Genomic DNA, 14,719 nt, shown 5'->3' with positions numbered 1-14,719 from the left:
GGCGGCCACGGTCAGTACGCCCAGCGGTAGAACGCCGTCAGCGCGGCGGGGGAGAGCCCCTCGACGGCCGCCGCCTCACCGAGCCGTACGGCGCTCACCGCGTCGGCGAGGACCGGGCCCAGCGCGGCCCGCAGCACCGGGTCGGCGCGGAACTCCGCCACGGCCCCGGGCAGCGATCGCGGCAACCGTCGTACGCCCAGCGCCGCCGCCTCGTCGGGGCCGTACCGTACCGGGTCGCCGGTGATCTCCCCGGGCAGCGGGCGGCCCGCCGTGATGCCGTCGATCCCGGCGGCGAGCACGCAGCCGAGGGCCAGATACGGGTTGGCGGCCAGGTCGACGGGCTTGACCTCCAGGTTGGCGTCCTGGTCCTGGCGGCCCGCGGTGCCGGTGACGACCCGTACGGCGGCCTCGCGGGTCTCCCGGCCCCAGGCGGTGAACACCCCCGCCCACTGGGAGGGCTGGAGCCGCAGATAGCTGGCCGGGCTCGGCGCGGTCACCGCGGTCAGGCCGGGCAGATGGGCGAGGATCCCGGCGAGGAACGCCTCGGCCGTGGCCGTCATGCCGTACCGGCCCTCGCCGCCGGAGTGCAGGTTCACCCCGTCCCGCCAGCAGGACAGGTGCAGATGGCCGCCGTTGCCGACCCCCTCGGGGAGGTAGGCCGGCGCGAAGGAGACCCGCAGCCCGTGCCGCTGGGCCACCGCCCGGATCGTCTGCCGCACCAGCACGCTGCGGTCGGCCGCCGCGACCGGGTCCAGCGCGCCCACCGAGACCTCGAACTGCGCGGGCGCGTACTCGGGGTGGATCTGGTCGACGTCCACGCCCTGGGCGGCGAGCGCGGCCAGCAGTTCGGCGGTGTAGTCGCTCAGCTCCACCTGCCGGACGGCGCCGTAGGCCGGCCCGGTGGCCGCCGGGACGAACTCGTCGGTGGGCGCCGAACCGGCGCCCACGGCCCACTCGATCTCGATCGCCGCCTTGAAGGCGAGGCCGTGCCGGTCGGCGGCGTCCGTGACGGTCCGGCGCAGGAAGGTCCGGGCGCAGCCGGGGTGCCGCTCACCCTCCTGGGTGATCCGGTCCACCGGCGCCCACGCCCAGCCGGGCTGCCCGGCCAGCGGCACGAGCTGGTCCAGGTCGGGGTACAGCCTGAGGTCGCCGTCGGGGGAGCCGAGGACGTCGGTGGTGACGATGGAGTCGTCGGCGAGGAACGTGTCGAACACCGGCGACATGCCGACCCCCCACGCCACGGCCGCCTCCAGCCGTGCCGTCGGGACCGTCTTGACCCGGCAGACGCCCGCCGTGTCCACATACGCCAGCACGATGCCGTGCACGCCCCGGGCCGCCAGGTCCGCGGCGAGGGCGGGCACCCGGTCCAGGTCGCCGGGGCGGCCGCCGGGGCGGGGGTCGGCGAGCGTGGTCATGCGTCCTCCTCGGCGGGCCCGGACGGCGGGGGACGGCCGGGCCCCGGGGTCAGGGTTTCACGGCGACCGCGCCGTACTGCGGCACCACGGCGGCCTCCGTCCCGGCGCGCCACCGGGAGCACGGCACCAGGCCGGGCTCGACCGGCTCCAGGCCGTCGAGGAAGCCGGCGATCTCGGCGTGGCCGCGGGCGGTGATCGGCGGGGTGGCGTGGGCGTTCCAGAACTCCATCGCGGCGACGTTGCCCGCGCCGCCCGCCTCGGCGTCGTAGGTCGGGTGGGTGAGCACCAGGTGGCTGCCGGAGGGGACGGCCGCCATGATCCGCCGCACGATGTCCCGGGCCTCGCCGGTGTCCGGTACGAAGTTGAGGATGCCCAGCATCATCACCGCCACCGGCCGGTCCAGGTCGAGGGTCCGGGCGGCGTCCCGCACGATGAGGTCCGGGTCGCGCACGTCGGCGTCGAGGTAGTCGGTGACGCCCTCGGGGGAACTGGTCAGCAGCGAGCGGGCGTGCACCAGCACGATCGGGTCGTTGTCGACGTACACGATCCGCGACTCGGGCGCGACCCGCTGCGCTATCTCGTGGGTGTTGTCGGCCGTGGGCAGACCGGTGCCGATGTCGAGGAACTGCCGTGTCCCGCGCTCTTCGGCCAGGAACCGCACCGCCCGGCCCAGGAAGTCCCGGTCCGCGCGGGCCACCGCCCGGATCACCGGGAACATCCCGGCGATGTGGTCGCCCACCCGCTGGTCGACCTCGTAGTTGTCCTTGCCGCCCAGCCAGTGGTTCCAGACCCGTGCGTTGTGCGCCACGCTGGTGTCCAGCCGTGCCGTCCCGGTCGCCGGGGAGTGCCCCTCGCTCACCTGTCCGCCCTTCTCACATGCGGTTCGTCCGCCGTCATTGTCCCTCCCGGTGATCGTTCTGTCCCGGGAAACGGATCACCGGGGAGACGGATGCCCCGGGAGCGGCCCGCCCCGGGCGGTTCGGGGCCCGCCGGGCGGATGAGGAACACTGGACCGGTATCCCCGCACCCGACCGGAAGCAGCACATGTCCGCCATACCCGCCCCCCTCCTCGACACCGCCGCGCTGCCCGCGGGCCCCGCCGACATCCGGCTGATCGTCACCGACATGGACGGCACGCTGCTGGACGACGCCAAGCGGATCCCCGACGGGCTGTGGCCGATGCTCGCCGAGCTGCGCAGCCGGGAGGTGCTGTTCAGCCCGGCCAGCGGACGGCAGTACGCGACGCTGCACCGGCAGTTCGAGCGGGTGGCCGAGGGCATGGTGTTCATCGCGGAGAACGGCACCTATGTGGTCCGCGACGGCGTGGAACTCAGCTCCGACCCGCTGGACGGGCCCGTCGCGGCGGGGATCGCGCGGACGGTACGACGGCTCGCCGCGGGCGGTGCGGACGTCGGCGCCGTCGTCTGCGGCAAGCGGGCGGCGTACGTCGAGCGGACCGACGAGGCGTTCCTCGCCGAGGTGCGCCAGTACTACGCCGAGCACCGGATCGTGGAGGACGTCACGGCCGTCGAGGACGACATGATCAAGGTGGCGGTGTTCGACTTCGCGTCCGCCGAACACACCGTCGCCCCGGCCCTCGCCCCCTTCGCCGGCACCCACCAGGTCGTCGTCTCCGGCGAGCACTGGGTGGACGTGATGAACCGCACCGCGAACAAGGGCACCGCCCTGCGCCGTCTGCAGCGGGCGCTCGGCGTGACGCCCGCCCAGACCATGGTGTTCGGCGACTACCTGAACGACCTGGAGATGCTCGACGCCGCCGAGTGGTCCTTCGCCATGGCCGGCGCCCACCCCGAGGTGATCCGCCGGGCCCGGCACCTGGCCCCGTCCAACAACGACGCCGGCGTGCTGCGGACGATCGCCCACGTGCTGGGCCTCTGACCGGGTCCGGAGTTCGCGCGCGAGACCCCGCCGCACGGCAGGGCGATGAGGGAGAGAGCCACCGGGCCGCTCCCCGCCCCTCCGGAGCGTGGTCGGTCCGGGACGGGCGGGGAGCGGCTCGGCGCGGTCAGCCGGCGCGGCGCAGGCAGTCCTCGGCCACGTGTTCGTCGAGCGCCGCCCGGACCAGCGCGGCGGCCAGCACGGCCGGCTGGGTGTCCCCGGCCAGTCCGGTCAGCCGCCGCGGATCCTCGGGCAGGCCGAGCCGCCCGGCGCCGGACAGCGCCTTGCCGTCCAGGTACGGCGCCACGTCCGGCCACACCCGCTGCGCCTCGCGCAGGAAGATGTCGGCGCCGGCCGGCCCGATGCCCGGCTCCTCCTGGAGGAGTTCCCGCAGGGTGCCGACGTCGCCCTCCGCCTCGCGGTGCAGGCGGCGCAGATCGCCGCCCCAGCGGCGGTCGAGCAGTTCGGCGCCGTCCCCGAGCTGGGTGGCCGTCCGCTCGTCGTACCGGCGGTAGCCGCCCCGGCCCAGCGCGTCCACCCGCCGCTGCCAGTCGGCTCCGGCCATCCGGCGCGGGCTGTCCAGGTGCTCCTCGTGCAGGGCGCGGGCGGCGGCCACCGCGACGGAGGCCCGGATCCGGGCGCTGAGCAGCAGGGACAGCACCAGCAGCCGGTACAGCGGCTGCGGGGTGTCCTTCAGCCGGATGCCCGCCTCCTCGGCGAACGTCCGCCCGTACCCGGACACCAGTTCCCGCAGCACGCGCTCGTCACGGTTCACGGCCCTACGGCTTGAGCGGGTCGTGGCCCAGCGTCATCAACTGGTGTCGGCGGCCGGTGTCCCGGGCGGTCTCCGGCTCGGGCTCGTTCTCCGCGTCCACCAGGTCGCCGACCGTGTCGACGACCTGCCGCATGACCCGCACGTCGTCGTCGGTCAGGTCGGTGCGGCGCTTCTGCAGGATCGCCAGGACGTGCTGCCCGGTCTCGTCGCCCGCCCGATCCGGCAGCGGTTCGGTCTCTTCACCGGCGTCCCGGACCTTCAGCCAGGCCGCGAGCTCCGCCGAGCTCATGTTCACCACGCGGTGGAAGTCGTCCCACAGCGCTTCGAATTCCAGCGAGTCGGCCATGGGTTTTCCCCTTCCGTGTGTCACCCCGCCCCCGGCGGGGCGGTGTGCGGGGCCTCGGGTCAGCCGGCGGACGTGTCGCGCGGGTGGTTCTCCGCCTCGAACATCCAGCGCTGCTTCTCCAGGTCGGCGGTGATGCTGATCAGCAGGTCCTGGGTGACCGGGTCGGCCTTCTCGGTCGCCTCGATCCGCTCCCGCAGCCGGCCGATCGCCGCCTCCAGCGAGGCCACCATCAGCTCCACGACCTCCGTGTCACGCTGCCAGCCGTCCTTGGTGCCCGGCAGCGCGAAGGTCGCCGCGATGGTCTCCGGTCGGCCGTCCGGCGGCACGCCCAGCGCGGCGGACCGCTCGGCCACCGTGTCGGAGTGGGCGCGGGCCGTGGCGACCACCTCGTCCAACTGGAGGTGGATCGAGCGGAATCGCGGGCCGACGATGTTCCAGTGCGCCTGCTTGCCGACCAGCGACAGCCCGAGCAGGTCGACCAGGGTGTCCTGGAGGGCGGTGGCGGTGACACCGAGCGCCTCTTCGGGAAGTGTGCTCTTGACCACGGTCATGGTGCGCGGATCCCCTTTCCTCGAACTTTCCTCAGTGATGTCCGAAAGGGCGGGTGCCCCCGCTCCGCCACGGCAAACCGGCTGATCAGCGGGGGCGGCGACGGGGACGGGGGCACCGGTCGGGTGTTGGTACACCAGGTCAGCCGGGCAGTACCCCGGCCCGGTCGGGCAGTGCCCGGTCCAGGAAGCGGAGCAACTCCGCGTGGGCCGTCGCGCGGTCCGTCTCGTGGAAGACCTCGTGCCGCGCTCCGGGGAAGATCCGTTCGGTCAGCCGGCCGCCGCTCAGCCGCTCCACCCCCGGCCGGCTCCCGGGCAGCGGCACCAGGCGGTCGTCGTCGCCGTGCAGCCACAACAGCGGCAGCCGGCCCACGTCACCACCTTGCGCGACCGTCTCCAGGGTGCGGGCGAACGCCTGGAGCGTCGGCCGCTTCATGGGCCCGTGCCACACCAGCGGATCGGCCGCGTAGGCCGCGCCCACGGCCGGGTCACGGGAGAGCGCGGACGGGCTGACGGGGGTGTCCGGGATGTCGTCCAGGGCCAGCAGCCGCCCCGGCAGCTCCCAGGCGCCGATCACCGGCGCGGACAGCACCAGCGCGCTCAGCCCGTCGCCGTACCGCTGGGCGTAGCGGGCCGCGATCAGCCCGCCCATCGAGTGCCCGACCAGGACCAGCGGCAGCCCGGGACGCGCGGCCCGGGCCAGGTCCGCGACCGCGTGCACATCGGTGACCACGTCCTCGAAGTCCTCGATCAGCACCCGCTCCCCGGCCGACCGGCCGTGGCCGGCGTGGTCGGGCGCGTACACGGCGGCCCCGTACCCGGTCAGCACGCCGGCCAGTTCGTCGTACCGCCCGGCGTGCTCGCCGTACCCGTGCACCAGGAGCACCAGCAGGCGGGGGTCCGGACGCGGCCACTCGCGTACGGCGAGGGCCCCGTGCCTGCCGTCGAGGACGTGCTCGCGGACGTGGTGCATGTCTCCTCCCCTCGCCCCGGCATCGGCCCCGGGGGGAGCTTCCCAGCGGGGCGGCCGAGGTCTATAGTCCAAAACTAGCAGTGCTAATTAATGGGTGCTGCGCAGTTCCGTGATCCACAATGTCGTAGGTCAGGAGTCCCGCCGTGCGTCCCGTCCACTTCGCGACCGCCCGCCGCACCCCCATCGGCAAGGTACGCGGTGCCCTCTCCTCGGTCCGCCCCGACGATCTGGCCGCGACCGTGATCCGCCACCTGGTGGCCGACGTGCCCGCGCTCGACCCGGCCCGCATCGACGACGTCTACTGGGGTGCCGCGAACCAGGCGGGCGAGGACAACCGGAACGTCGCCCGCATGGCCGCCCTGCTCGCCGGACTGCCCGACTCCGTGCCCGGCGCCACCGTCAACCGGCTGTGCGCCTCCGGACTCGAAGCGGTCACCGCCGCCGCCCGCGCCATCGCCGCGGGCGAGGCCGACATCGTCATCGCGGGCGGCTCCGAGTCCATGAGCCGCGCCCCCTTCGTGCTGCCCCGGCCCGACGAGGCCCTGCCGCACCGCATGGAGACCTACGACACCCGGCTCGGCTGGCGGCTGGTCAACCCCGCCATGAAGGAGCTGCACGGCCTGCTCTCCATGGGCGAGACCGCCGAGGAGGTCGCCGCCCGCCTCGGCATCTCCCGCGCCCGGCAGGACGAGTTCGCCCTGCGCAGCCACCAACTCGCCGCCGCCGCCCGCAAGAACGGTTACTTCGACGACGAACTCCTGCCCGTGGAGCGCCCGGACGGGGTCACCGTCGAGCACGACGAGTGCGTCCGCGAGGACACCTCGCTGGAGAAGCTGGCCCGCCTCAAGCCGGCCTTCCGCGCGGACGGCACCGTCACCGCCGGGAACGCCTCGCCGATGAACGACGGCGCCGCCGGGCTGCTGCTGGTCAGCGAAGAGGCCCTGAACGAACTGGGCCTGGAGTCCCTCGGCCGGTACGTCGCGGGCGCCTCCGCCGGCGTCCACCCCGATGTGATGGGCCTCGGCCCGGTGCCCGCCACCCAGAAGGTGCTCGGCCGGGCCGGCTGGGGGATCGGCGACCTCCAGGAGGCCGAGCTGAACGAGGCGTTCGCTGCCCAGGCCCTCGCCTGCGTCGACCAACTGGGTCTCGATCCCGACCTGGTGAACCCCACCGGCGGCGCCATCGCCCTCGGTCACCCCCTCGGCTGCTCCGGCGCCCGCATCCTGACCACCCTGCTGCACCGCATGCGGCGCACCGGCGCCCAGCGCGGCCTCGCGACCATGTGCGTGGGCGTGGGGCAGGGCACCGCGGTACTGGTCGAGCGACACTGAGGAAACCTCAAAAGGGAGCTCTCCGCGAGGATTTGGCCGGAGCTTCCCACACGGGTCCGACGGGGGCTCACCGCAAGGGTCCAGCAAGCGGGGCCTCACCGCATGGGCCCAGCGGGCCCCCGCCCGGGGATCCGGTAGTACGAGCCGCAGCAAGGAAACGGAGCAGCACTCCATGGCAACCCTGTCCGTCGCCGCCATCCTCGCCGAGAACGCCCGGCGCCGCCCCGGCAAGACCGCCCTGGTCGAGGGGGAACTGCGGCTCACCTTCGCCGAGGTGTGGCAGCGGGCGCTGGCCCGGGCGGGCGCGCTCACCGGCCTCGGCGTACGGCCCGGCGACCACGTCGCCCTGATGGCCCCCAACACCGCCGAGTTCCCGGTCGCCTACTACGCGATCGCCGCGGCGGGCGGTGTCGTCGTCCCCGTCCACCTGCTGCTGTCGGCCGAGGAGGTCGAGCACGTCCTCAAGGACAGCGGCGCCACCGTGCTGCTCGTCCACCCGGCCCAGGCCGACACCGGCCGGGCCGCGGCCGAGGCGGCCGGCGTCCGAGTGGTCACCCTGGGCGAGGAGCTGGACAAACTGGCGGTCGACGCCGAGCCGTTGCCCTCGTACGTCACCCGGGCCGCCGACGACCCGGCGGTGATCTTCTACACCAGCGGTACGACCGGTGTCCCCAAGGGCGCCGTCCTCAGCCACTTCAACCTGGTGATGAACGCGACCGTCAACGCCTTCGACGCGCACGACATCCGCGCCGACGACATCGCCCTCGGCGCGCTGCCGCTGTTCCACGCCTTCGGCCAGACCGTCTCGCTGAACTCCACCTGGCGGGCGGGTGCCACGCTCGTGCTGCTGCCCCGCTTCGACGCGGCCCGGGCCATCGAGCTGATGGTCGAGGAGGACGTGAACACCTTCCACGGCGTGCCCACCATGTTCGTCGCCCTCGCGGCGGCCGCCGCCGACGCCGAGCGGCTCCCCGGGCTGCGGGTGTGCATCTCCGGCGGGGCCTCGCTGCCGGTCGCGGTACTGGAGCGGTTCGAGGCCGCGTTCGGGGCGCGGATCTACGAGGGATACGGGCTGTCGGAGACCTCTCCGGCCGCCACCGTCAACCAGCCGGTGTTCGGCGCCAAGGCCGGCACCATCGGGCACCCGCTGTGGGGCGTCGACGCGGAGATCGCCCGCGCCGAGGCGGAGGACCGGATCGAGCTGCTGCCGCCCGGCGAGCTGGGCGAGGTCGTCATCCGCGGCCACAACGTCTTCTCCGGCTACCTCGGCCGCCCCGAGGCCACCGCCGAGGCCCTGGTGGACGGCTGGTTCCGCACCGGCGACCTCGGCACCAAGGACGACGAGGGCTTCCTGCGGATCGTCGACCGCAAGAAGGACATCATCATCCGAGGCGGCTACAACGTCTATCCGCGGGAGGTCGAGGAGGTCCTGATGCGGCACCCGGAGATCGCCCAGGTCGCCGTCATCGGCCTGCCCGACGAACTGCACGGCGAGGAGGTGTGCGCCGTCGTCGTCCCGGCCCCCGGCACCTTCCCGGACGCCGCCGCCCTCACCGAGTGGTCCAGGGAACACCTGGGCCGGCACAAGTACCCGCGTCGCGTGGAGTTCACGGACACCCTGCCGCTCGGCCCCAGCATGAAGGTACTCAAGCGGGAGCTGCGGGCGCGGTACACGGGGCGCTGACACCGCGCGGCTGTCGCGGCGGCACGGGGCCGGCGGGGCGACGGCACGGGGTTGTGACGGGGGCACAGGGCGGGGCGGGGGGGCGTCCCTGTCCGGCGGCGAGCCCCACGGGCCCGTGCCGTCGGCCGGGCGGAGGCGGCCCGGCGTTGTCAGGGGCCGGCCCGGCCTGCGAGACGGTCCTTACGCGCGGGTTGATCATGCGCATAGCATCGGCCCCCGAATGAACACGATGACGCTCTGGCACATATCAGGCTGGGAGTTCGCCGCGCTCGCCTTCGCGGCCGTACTCGTCGGCTTCTCCAAGACCGCGGTCAGCGGGGCCAACACGGTCAGCCTCGCGATCTTCGCGGCGGTCCTGCCCGCCCGCGCCTCCACCGGCGTACTGCTGCCCCTGCTGATCGCCGGCGACGTACTGGCCGTCTTCACCTACCGGCGGCACGCGCACTGGCCCACGCTGTGGCGGCTGTTCCCGGCCGTGGCGGCGGGCGTGGTGGCCGGCACCCTGTTCCTGGTGTGGGCCGGCGACGGCATGGTGCGGGTCTCGATCGGCGCGATCCTGCTGCTCATGGCCGGGGTGACGATCTGGCGCCGGCGGACGGCCGAGACCCCGTCCGCCCCCGAGGCGGTGACGAACCGGGGGGGCCGCATGAAGGCCCACTCCTACGGCGTGCTCGGCGGGTTCACCACGATGGTCGCCAACGCGGCCGGGCCGGTGATGTCGCTGTACCTGCTGTCCGCCGGCTTCCGGAAGCTCGGTTTCCTCGGCACTTCGGCCTTCTTCTTCCTCATCGTGAACGTCTCGAAGGTGCCGTTCAGCGTGGGCCTGGGACTGATCGACGGACGCGCCCTGCTCCTTGACGCCGCGCTCGTGCTGTTCGTCGTGCCCGGTGCGCTGTTCGGCAAATGGGCTGTGAACCGAATCAACCAGCGACTCTTCGAACAACTCGTCATCGCGGCGACGATCGTGGGCGGCGTGCAACTCCTGCTGCGCTAGCCCATGGAACGGCGGCGGTGACGGCGCGGCGGCCATCACGTCCCACGCTGCCACTGGAACCGGGCCGACGGCTTCCAAGCCAGGACACGGCGAACACCTGCGGACGCCGCTCAGGACGCCACGCACGGCCGCCACGGCCGCCACGGACGCCGTACCCCGGCCGTCCCGACCCGGCCGCCCCCACCCGACCCGGCCGTCGGGTCCCCGCCCGGCACCTCGTACGCTCACCCCTATGCCCGCGCACGTGCTGATCCTCGGCGGTACCACCGAGGCCCGCCGCCTCGCCGCCGACCTCGCCGACCGGCCCGGAGTACGGGTCACCACCTCGCTCGCCGGCCGGGTCGCGCGGCCCGGGGCGCTGCCCGGCGAGGTGCGCGTCGGCGGGTTCGGCGGGCCGGAGGGCCTGGCCGACTGGCTGCGCGAGCACCGGGTGGACGCCCTGGTGGACGCCACCCACCCCTTCGCCGCGACGATCACCGCCCACGCGGCCCGCGCGGCACGGGCCACCGGAGTCCCCGCCGTGGTACTGCGCCGCCCCGGCTGGCGGCCGGGCCCGGGAGACCGCTGGCACGACGTGCCGTCTCTGACCGGAGCCGCCGAGGCCCTGCCCGGACTGGGCGGCCGGGTCTTCCTCAGCACCGGACGCCTGGGCCTCGCGGCCTTCGCCTCCCTGACCGGCCTGCACTTCGTCGTCCGCTCGGTGGAACCGCCCGAGCCGCCCCTGCCGCCGGACACCCGGGTGATCCTGGCCCGCGGCCCGTTCACGGTCCCGGACGAGACGCGGCTGCTGCGCGCCCACCGGATCGACGTCCTGGTCACCAAGGACAGCGGAGGCCAGGCCACGGCGGCGAAACTCACGGCCGCGCGCGACCTGGGGCTGCCCGTCATCGTCGTCCGCCGCCCCCCGCTGCCGGACGGGGTCGAAGCCGTACCGGACGTGGCGAGCGCCCTGGAACGCCTGGGCCTCGCGACACCCGGGGGACCGGGCGCCTGACCCGGCCGGGCCGCCCGGACCCGTTCCTGGCGGTGACGCGATCGCGTTCCCGCGCTGTCAGTCCCGCGTGGGCCGGTCCTCCGCCGGGTTCCTGCGCAGCAGGTACGTGTCCATGATCCAGCCCTTGCGCTCGCGCGCCTCGGCTCGCAGGCGCTCGATGCGCGGAGCGGCCTCGGCGATCGGGCCGGAGACGAGGATCTCGTCCGGCGTGCCTATGTAGGCGCCCCAGTAGATGTCCATGTCCTCCTCGGCGTACCGCCGGAAGGCCTGGTGCGCGTCCAGCATCACGACCACGTCGTCCACCCCCTCCGGGAAGCCCTCGGCCAGCCGCCGCCCCGTGGTGATCTGCACCGGCCGGGCGACCCGGTTCAGACCCGTGCGATGCCGGGCGACCAGGGCGGAGACGCTGCTGATGCCGGGCACCACGTCGTACGTGAACTCCACCGTGCCCCGCGCCAGCACCTCCTCCAGGATGCCCAGCGTGCTGTCGTACAGCGCCGGGTCCCCCCATACGAGGAACGCGCCGGTGCCGTCCTCGTCCAGTTCCCCGGCGATCAGCCGCTCGTAGATCCCGGCGCGGGCGCTGCGCCAGTCGCCGACGGCCGGGGAGTAGGCCGACCCGCCCGCGGAGCGGTCCCGCTCCGGGTCGCGGGCCTCCACCACCCGGTAGGACCCGGTCGGCAGGTGCGCGTCCAGCATGTCCCGGCGGAGCTGGGTCAGATCGCTCTTCACCTCGCCCTTGTCGAGAAGGAAGAACACGTCCGTGCTCCGCAGCGCCTTGACCGCCTGCAAGGTCAGCTGGTCGGGGTCGCCCGCGCCGATACCGATGACATGAATCTTTCGCACGCCCCGAGTCTGCCGCATGCCACTGACAGTGCGTCCACCGCCTCCGTACGCGCAGCGACGACCGCGCGACCGGGTCCGGGAAGGCCTGGGTCAGGAGCCCGGCCGGGGTGCCTTCGCGGGGCCCGGCCGGGAGGCTTCGGAAAGGCTCAGCGGGGAGGCGTGGGCGGGCTCAGCCGGGAGGCTTCGGCGGGGCCCAGCCGGGGGGCCTCGGCGCGTGGGTCGACCGGTGCCGAGCCGCGCTCGACCCGCCCCGCCAGCTCCCGCGCCCACCGGGCCAGCCCGGGCAGATCCAGCCCGTAGGGCCGGTCCTCGCCCTGCCCGGCCGCCCATTCCTCGACCGCGCCGGCGCCCCGCCGCAGCAGCCGGGCCCCGCCGACGGAGTTGCCCCGGGCCGCGTGGGTGAGCCCGACGGCCAGCTGGGCCAGCCCCCGCCAGAGCGGGCGTTCCTCCTCCGGCCCGGACTTCCAGGCGTCCTCGAACACCTCGTGCGCGTGGAACGGCCGCCCGGCGGCCAGCAGCGCCTGAGCCTCGCCGACGGTCTCCCGCGGTGCCCGCAGGATCCCCTCCGGCTGCCGGGGAACGCCCTCGGCGCCGTAGGGCAGGGGACGCCCCAGCCCGTCCCGGGGCCGCGCGTTCCGGGCCCGCCCGGCCGTGTCCCGGTCCCTGGCATCCGATGACCCCGAGTTCGTCATACCGCCGATTGTGCCCCGCCGTGTCCCCTGCCGCGCCCCGGCCCCCACCCGGCGAATAACCCCACTTCGCCCCGGTTTGTACGGCTCCCTGCCCGGCCCCCTTCGATGCACCCGCCGACGTGGGGTAAAGTACTGCCCGCACGATCACGCGGGCCACCGCGAGGCAGTGCGGCGGGACGTGGCGCAGCTTGGTAGCGCACTTGACTGGGGGTCAAGGGGTCGCAGGTTCAAATCCTGTCGTCCCGACTCGTGAGAGTCGCAGGTCAGGGCCGGTTTCGGAGACATCCGAAACCGGCCCTCGATCATTTTCGGGGACCCGTTGGGGACCAGCGCTCCCTGGAGCGGTGGACTTCGGGTCTGGCATGCCCGGGGGCCGGACCCGGAGGCTGAGGGGCGACGTGGGGACGGGTGTCCCGCGGCCGGAATGAGGGATCTCGTACATCGCGCACGTGTTCTGTCGCGGCCTGTCCGAATAACCTAGAGAGTATTCGGTTTTTTTATCGAGGGGAGTGCCCATGCCGCGTCCTCAGCAGGAGCGTGCGGTCAGGACCAGGAAGGCCATCATCAGGGCGGCCGCGGAGGAGTTCGACCTGCATGGCTACGCCGGCACCAGCACCACGAAGATCATCAAGAAGGCCGGGTGCACCATGGGCGCCCTCTACTTCCATTTCGCCTCCAAGCACGACCTGGCCAGGGCGCTGATGGCCGAACAGGCGGCGGACCTCCCGGTGGTGACCGGGCGCGGCGGACTTCAGGGGCTGGTCGACCTCACCTTCGTCCTGGCCAGGGAGCTGCAGAGCAATGTCGTCTTCCGCGCCGGTGTACGGCTCGCGGTGGAGCAGGGCGCCTTCGGTCTGCGGGACGACTCCGCCTACCAGTTGTGGATCACCACGTTCAAGGAGCGGCTCATCGCGGCCCAGGCCCTTGGTGAGTTGAGCGAGAACACCGACCCGGCCGGCTTCGCCCGGGTCCTGGTCGGCGCCTACAGCGGCACCCAGCTCCTCTCCGAGATCCGTACGGGGCGCGAGGATCTCACCGAGCGGATCGCGGAGTTGTGGTCCTACTTCCTGCCGGCCGTCGCCGCGCCGGACGTCATCGGCCGCCTGGACATCACGGGGGACGAGGCGGAGGTGACAGCGTGAAGCCGTGGACCGTTGTCCTGACCGGTGCCACCGGATTCATCGGCTCCGCCGTGCTGCGTCGCCTGAGCGCCGGGAGAACCGCCGACGGCAGGCCCTGCTCGGTGCGCGCGCTCACCCGCCGGGCCGAAGCGGCGCGGGCGGGCGGTGACGCGGTGGAGTGGATCAGGGCGGATGTGTCCGACCCGACGGCGCTGGCACGCGTCCTGGAGGGAGCCGACGCCCTCGTGCACGCCGTCTCCTACGTGGGCCGGGACCCGCGCCGGTGCGAGACGGTGAACCTGCACATCACCACCAGGGTGATGGAGGCCGCGCGCGCGGCCGGGATATCGCGGATCGTCCACTTCTCCACGGCCGCGGTGTACGGCACCGGACCGCACCGCGGCATAGACGTCGACGAGGTCGAGCCGGCCCCGGTCTCCGTGGCCAGCAGCACCCGTCTGGCCGCGGAAGCGCCCGCGCTGGCCGCCGGCGCGCTCGTGCTGCGGCCCAATCTCGTACTGGGGACGGGGGACCGGTGGGTCGTCCCGGCGTTCGCCGAGCTCGCCGAGCGGGTTCCCCCGCGGTGGCTGGGGGGTTCGGGCCTGCTGTCCCTCGTGGACGTGGACGACCTGGCCCGGCTGGCCGTCGCTGCGGCCGTCGCCGAGATCCCGGTACGGGGCGTGCACCACGCGGCACATCCCGTACCCGTGTCCAGCGGCGGGCTCCGGGAGGCCCTCAGCGGATACGGTCTGGTGGCCCCGGCCCAGGGGGACGCCGGCTGGGCGGAGTGTGTGGCACTCCTCGCGCGCGACCGACGGCGGTTCGGGGAACGGCAGTTGGAGCTGTTCGCCGTGGACCACCACTACGCGAGTGAGCGGATCTGGGCGTGCCTCGACACGGATCCGGGGCCGGGACCGCTGGCCAGGCTGGCCGGGGCGGCCTCCTGGTACCGCGCCGTGGTGCCCGCGTCCGCTCACGCGGCACCGGTGGCCCGGCGTTGATCCGGGCCGGATCCCCGGCGACCGCCACGACGCCGGCGAGACTCCTCTGAGCCCCGTACCCGGTGAAGGCAGAGGTGTCCCAGGGCGCCGCGCGGGCCCC

Annotated in this window: 15 protein-coding genes and 1 tRNA gene; 8 read left to right on the top strand and 8 right to left on the bottom strand. The window is 73.9% G+C overall.

Going from position 1 to position 14,719, the window contains the following annotated elements; genetic code table 11:
* Positions 1 to 11: 11 nt before the first annotated feature.
* Both ACSURM_RS06170 and ACSURM_RS06165 read right to left on the bottom strand, forming a co-directional pair.
* Positions 12 to 1,415 (bottom strand): glutamine synthetase, encoded by a 1,404-nt coding sequence (locus ACSURM_RS06170; RefSeq protein ID WP_436953939.1) that lies wholly within the window; start codon positions 1,413 to 1,415, stop codon positions 12 to 14.
* Positions 1,416 to 1,464: 49 nt separating this feature from the next.
* On the bottom strand, positions 1,465 to 2,274 hold the full coding sequence (locus ACSURM_RS06165; RefSeq protein ID WP_436953938.1) for an SAM-dependent methyltransferase: 810 nt from the start codon (positions 2,272 to 2,274) through the stop codon (positions 1,465 to 1,467).
* Between the two features lie 185 nt (positions 2,275 to 2,459).
* Here ACSURM_RS06165 and ACSURM_RS06160 point away from each other — a divergent pair, with 185 nt between their 5' ends.
* The gene (locus ACSURM_RS06160; RefSeq protein WP_436953937.1) at positions 2,460 to 3,314 is read left to right on the top strand and encodes a Cof-type HAD-IIB family hydrolase; all 855 of its coding nucleotides are present in this window, start codon (positions 2,460 to 2,462) and stop codon (positions 3,312 to 3,314) included.
* 127 nt (positions 3,315 to 3,441) lie between these two features.
* Here ACSURM_RS06160 and ACSURM_RS06155 read toward each other — a convergent pair whose 3' ends face one another.
* The 4 genes from ACSURM_RS06155 to ACSURM_RS06140 all read right to left on the bottom strand — a co-directional run bounded on the left by ACSURM_RS06155 (position 3,442) and on the right by ACSURM_RS06140 (position 5,956).
* Complete coding sequence (locus ACSURM_RS06155) at positions 3,442 to 4,089, bottom strand: endonuclease (protein ID WP_436953936.1); 648 nt, start codon at positions 4,087 to 4,089, stop codon at positions 3,442 to 3,444.
* A gap of 4 nt (positions 4,090 to 4,093) precedes the next feature.
* Positions 4,094 to 4,435 (bottom strand): DUF3140 domain-containing protein, encoded by a 342-nt coding sequence (locus ACSURM_RS06150; protein ID WP_436953935.1) that lies wholly within the window; start codon positions 4,433 to 4,435, stop codon positions 4,094 to 4,096.
* Between the two features lie 59 nt (positions 4,436 to 4,494).
* Positions 4,495 to 4,986 (bottom strand): Dps family protein, encoded by a 492-nt coding sequence (locus ACSURM_RS06145; protein WP_436953933.1) that lies wholly within the window; start codon positions 4,984 to 4,986, stop codon positions 4,495 to 4,497.
* A gap of 139 nt (positions 4,987 to 5,125) precedes the next feature.
* Entirely contained in the window at positions 5,126 to 5,956 is an 831-nt protein-coding gene (locus ACSURM_RS06140) for a lysophospholipase (protein ID WP_436953932.1), read from the bottom strand.
* 143 nt (positions 5,957 to 6,099) lie between these two features.
* Here ACSURM_RS06140 and ACSURM_RS06135 point away from each other — a divergent pair, with 143 nt between their 5' ends.
* The 4 genes from ACSURM_RS06135 to ACSURM_RS06120 all read left to right on the top strand — a co-directional run bounded on the left by ACSURM_RS06135 (position 6,100) and on the right by ACSURM_RS06120 (position 10,959).
* The gene (locus tag ACSURM_RS06135; RefSeq protein WP_436953931.1) at positions 6,100 to 7,287 is read left to right on the top strand and encodes a thiolase family protein; all 1,188 of its coding nucleotides are present in this window, start codon (positions 6,100 to 6,102) and stop codon (positions 7,285 to 7,287) included.
* Between the two features lie 172 nt (positions 7,288 to 7,459).
* The gene (locus ACSURM_RS06130; RefSeq protein WP_436953930.1) at positions 7,460 to 8,971 is read left to right on the top strand and encodes a long-chain-fatty-acid--CoA ligase; all 1,512 of its coding nucleotides are present in this window, start codon (positions 7,460 to 7,462) and stop codon (positions 8,969 to 8,971) included.
* 220 nt (positions 8,972 to 9,191) lie between these two features.
* Positions 9,192 to 9,965: a sulfite exporter TauE/SafE family protein gene (locus ACSURM_RS06125; protein WP_436953929.1), complete on the top strand. Its 774-nt coding sequence runs from the start codon at positions 9,192 to 9,194 to the stop codon at positions 9,963 to 9,965.
* A gap of 232 nt (positions 9,966 to 10,197) precedes the next feature.
* Positions 10,198 to 10,959 carry a cobalt-precorrin-6A reductase gene (locus ACSURM_RS06120; protein ID WP_436953928.1) on the top strand — a complete coding sequence of 254 codons (762 nt, stop codon included), beginning with the start codon at positions 10,198 to 10,200 and terminating at the stop codon, positions 10,957 to 10,959.
* Between the two features lie 57 nt (positions 10,960 to 11,016).
* On the opposite strand, the gene cobF is transcribed toward ACSURM_RS06120, so the two are convergent.
* The gene (cobF, locus tag ACSURM_RS06115; protein WP_436953927.1) at positions 11,017 to 11,805 is read right to left on the bottom strand and encodes a precorrin-6A synthase (deacetylating); all 789 of its coding nucleotides are present in this window, start codon (positions 11,803 to 11,805) and stop codon (positions 11,017 to 11,019) included.
* A 146-nt stretch (positions 11,806 to 11,951) separates the two neighbouring features.
* Positions 11,952 to 12,497, bottom strand: coding sequence for a DUF309 domain-containing protein (locus ACSURM_RS06110; RefSeq protein WP_436953926.1), 546 nt, complete (start codon positions 12,495 to 12,497; stop codon positions 11,952 to 11,954).
* Between the two features lie 172 nt (positions 12,498 to 12,669).
* Between ACSURM_RS06110 and ACSURM_RS06105 the strand changes: the two genes are divergently transcribed.
* From ACSURM_RS06105 to ACSURM_RS06095, 3 genes are all read left to right on the top strand, one after another.
* A tRNA-Pro gene (locus ACSURM_RS06105) sits at positions 12,670 to 12,743 on the top strand.
* Positions 12,744 to 13,012: 269 nt separating this feature from the next.
* Positions 13,013 to 13,639, top strand: a complete 627-nt coding sequence (locus ACSURM_RS06100) for a ScbR family autoregulator-binding transcription factor (protein ID WP_436953925.1) — start codon at positions 13,013 to 13,015, stop codon at positions 13,637 to 13,639.
* Entirely contained in the window at positions 13,636 to 14,619 is a 984-nt protein-coding gene (locus tag ACSURM_RS06095) for an NAD-dependent epimerase/dehydratase family protein (RefSeq protein WP_436953924.1), read from the top strand. The genes ACSURM_RS06100 and ACSURM_RS06095 overlap by 4 nt, the downstream gene beginning before the upstream one ends.
* The last annotated feature ends 100 nt before the right edge of the window (positions 14,620 to 14,719 follow it).

Origin of the sequence: Streptomyces sp. SudanB182_2057, from assembly GCF_964272715.1 — a bacterium.
Classification (GTDB): domain Bacteria; phylum Actinomycetota; class Actinomycetes; order Streptomycetales; family Streptomycetaceae; genus Streptomyces; species Streptomyces rubradiris.
Note: the sequence above shows the minus strand (reverse complement) of the source record. Positions and strands in the feature narration are given on the sequence as shown.

Bases quoted from the DNA above. Each gene is read 5' to 3' on its own strand.
- ACSURM_RS06170 (WP_436953939.1), bottom strand. From the start codon at position 1,415: ATGACCACGCTCGCCGACCCCCGCCCCGGCGGCCGCCCCGGCGACCTG.
- ACSURM_RS06160 (WP_436953937.1), top strand. From the start codon at position 2,460: ATGTCCGCCATACCCGCCCCCCTCCTCGACACCGCCGCGCTGCCCGCG.
- ACSURM_RS06150 (WP_436953935.1), bottom strand. From the start codon at position 4,435: ATGGCCGACTCGCTGGAATTCGAAGCGCTGTGGGACGACTTCCACCGC.
- ACSURM_RS06145 (WP_436953933.1), bottom strand. From the start codon at position 4,986: ATGACCGTGGTCAAGAGCACACTTCCCGAAGAGGCGCTCGGTGTCACC.
- ACSURM_RS06140 (WP_436953932.1), bottom strand. From the start codon at position 5,956: ATGCACCACGTCCGCGAGCACGTCCTCGACGGCAGGCACGGGGCCCTC.
- ACSURM_RS06130 (WP_436953930.1), top strand. From the start codon at position 7,460: ATGGCAACCCTGTCCGTCGCCGCCATCCTCGCCGAGAACGCCCGGCGC.
- ACSURM_RS06125 (WP_436953929.1), top strand. From the start codon at position 9,192: ATGAACACGATGACGCTCTGGCACATATCAGGCTGGGAGTTCGCCGCG.
- ACSURM_RS06120 (WP_436953928.1), top strand. From the start codon at position 10,198: ATGCCCGCGCACGTGCTGATCCTCGGCGGTACCACCGAGGCCCGCCGC.
- ACSURM_RS06110 (WP_436953926.1), bottom strand. From the start codon at position 12,497: ATGACGAACTCGGGGTCATCGGATGCCAGGGACCGGGACACGGCCGGG.
- ACSURM_RS06100 (WP_436953925.1), top strand. From the start codon at position 13,013: ATGCCGCGTCCTCAGCAGGAGCGTGCGGTCAGGACCAGGAAGGCCATC.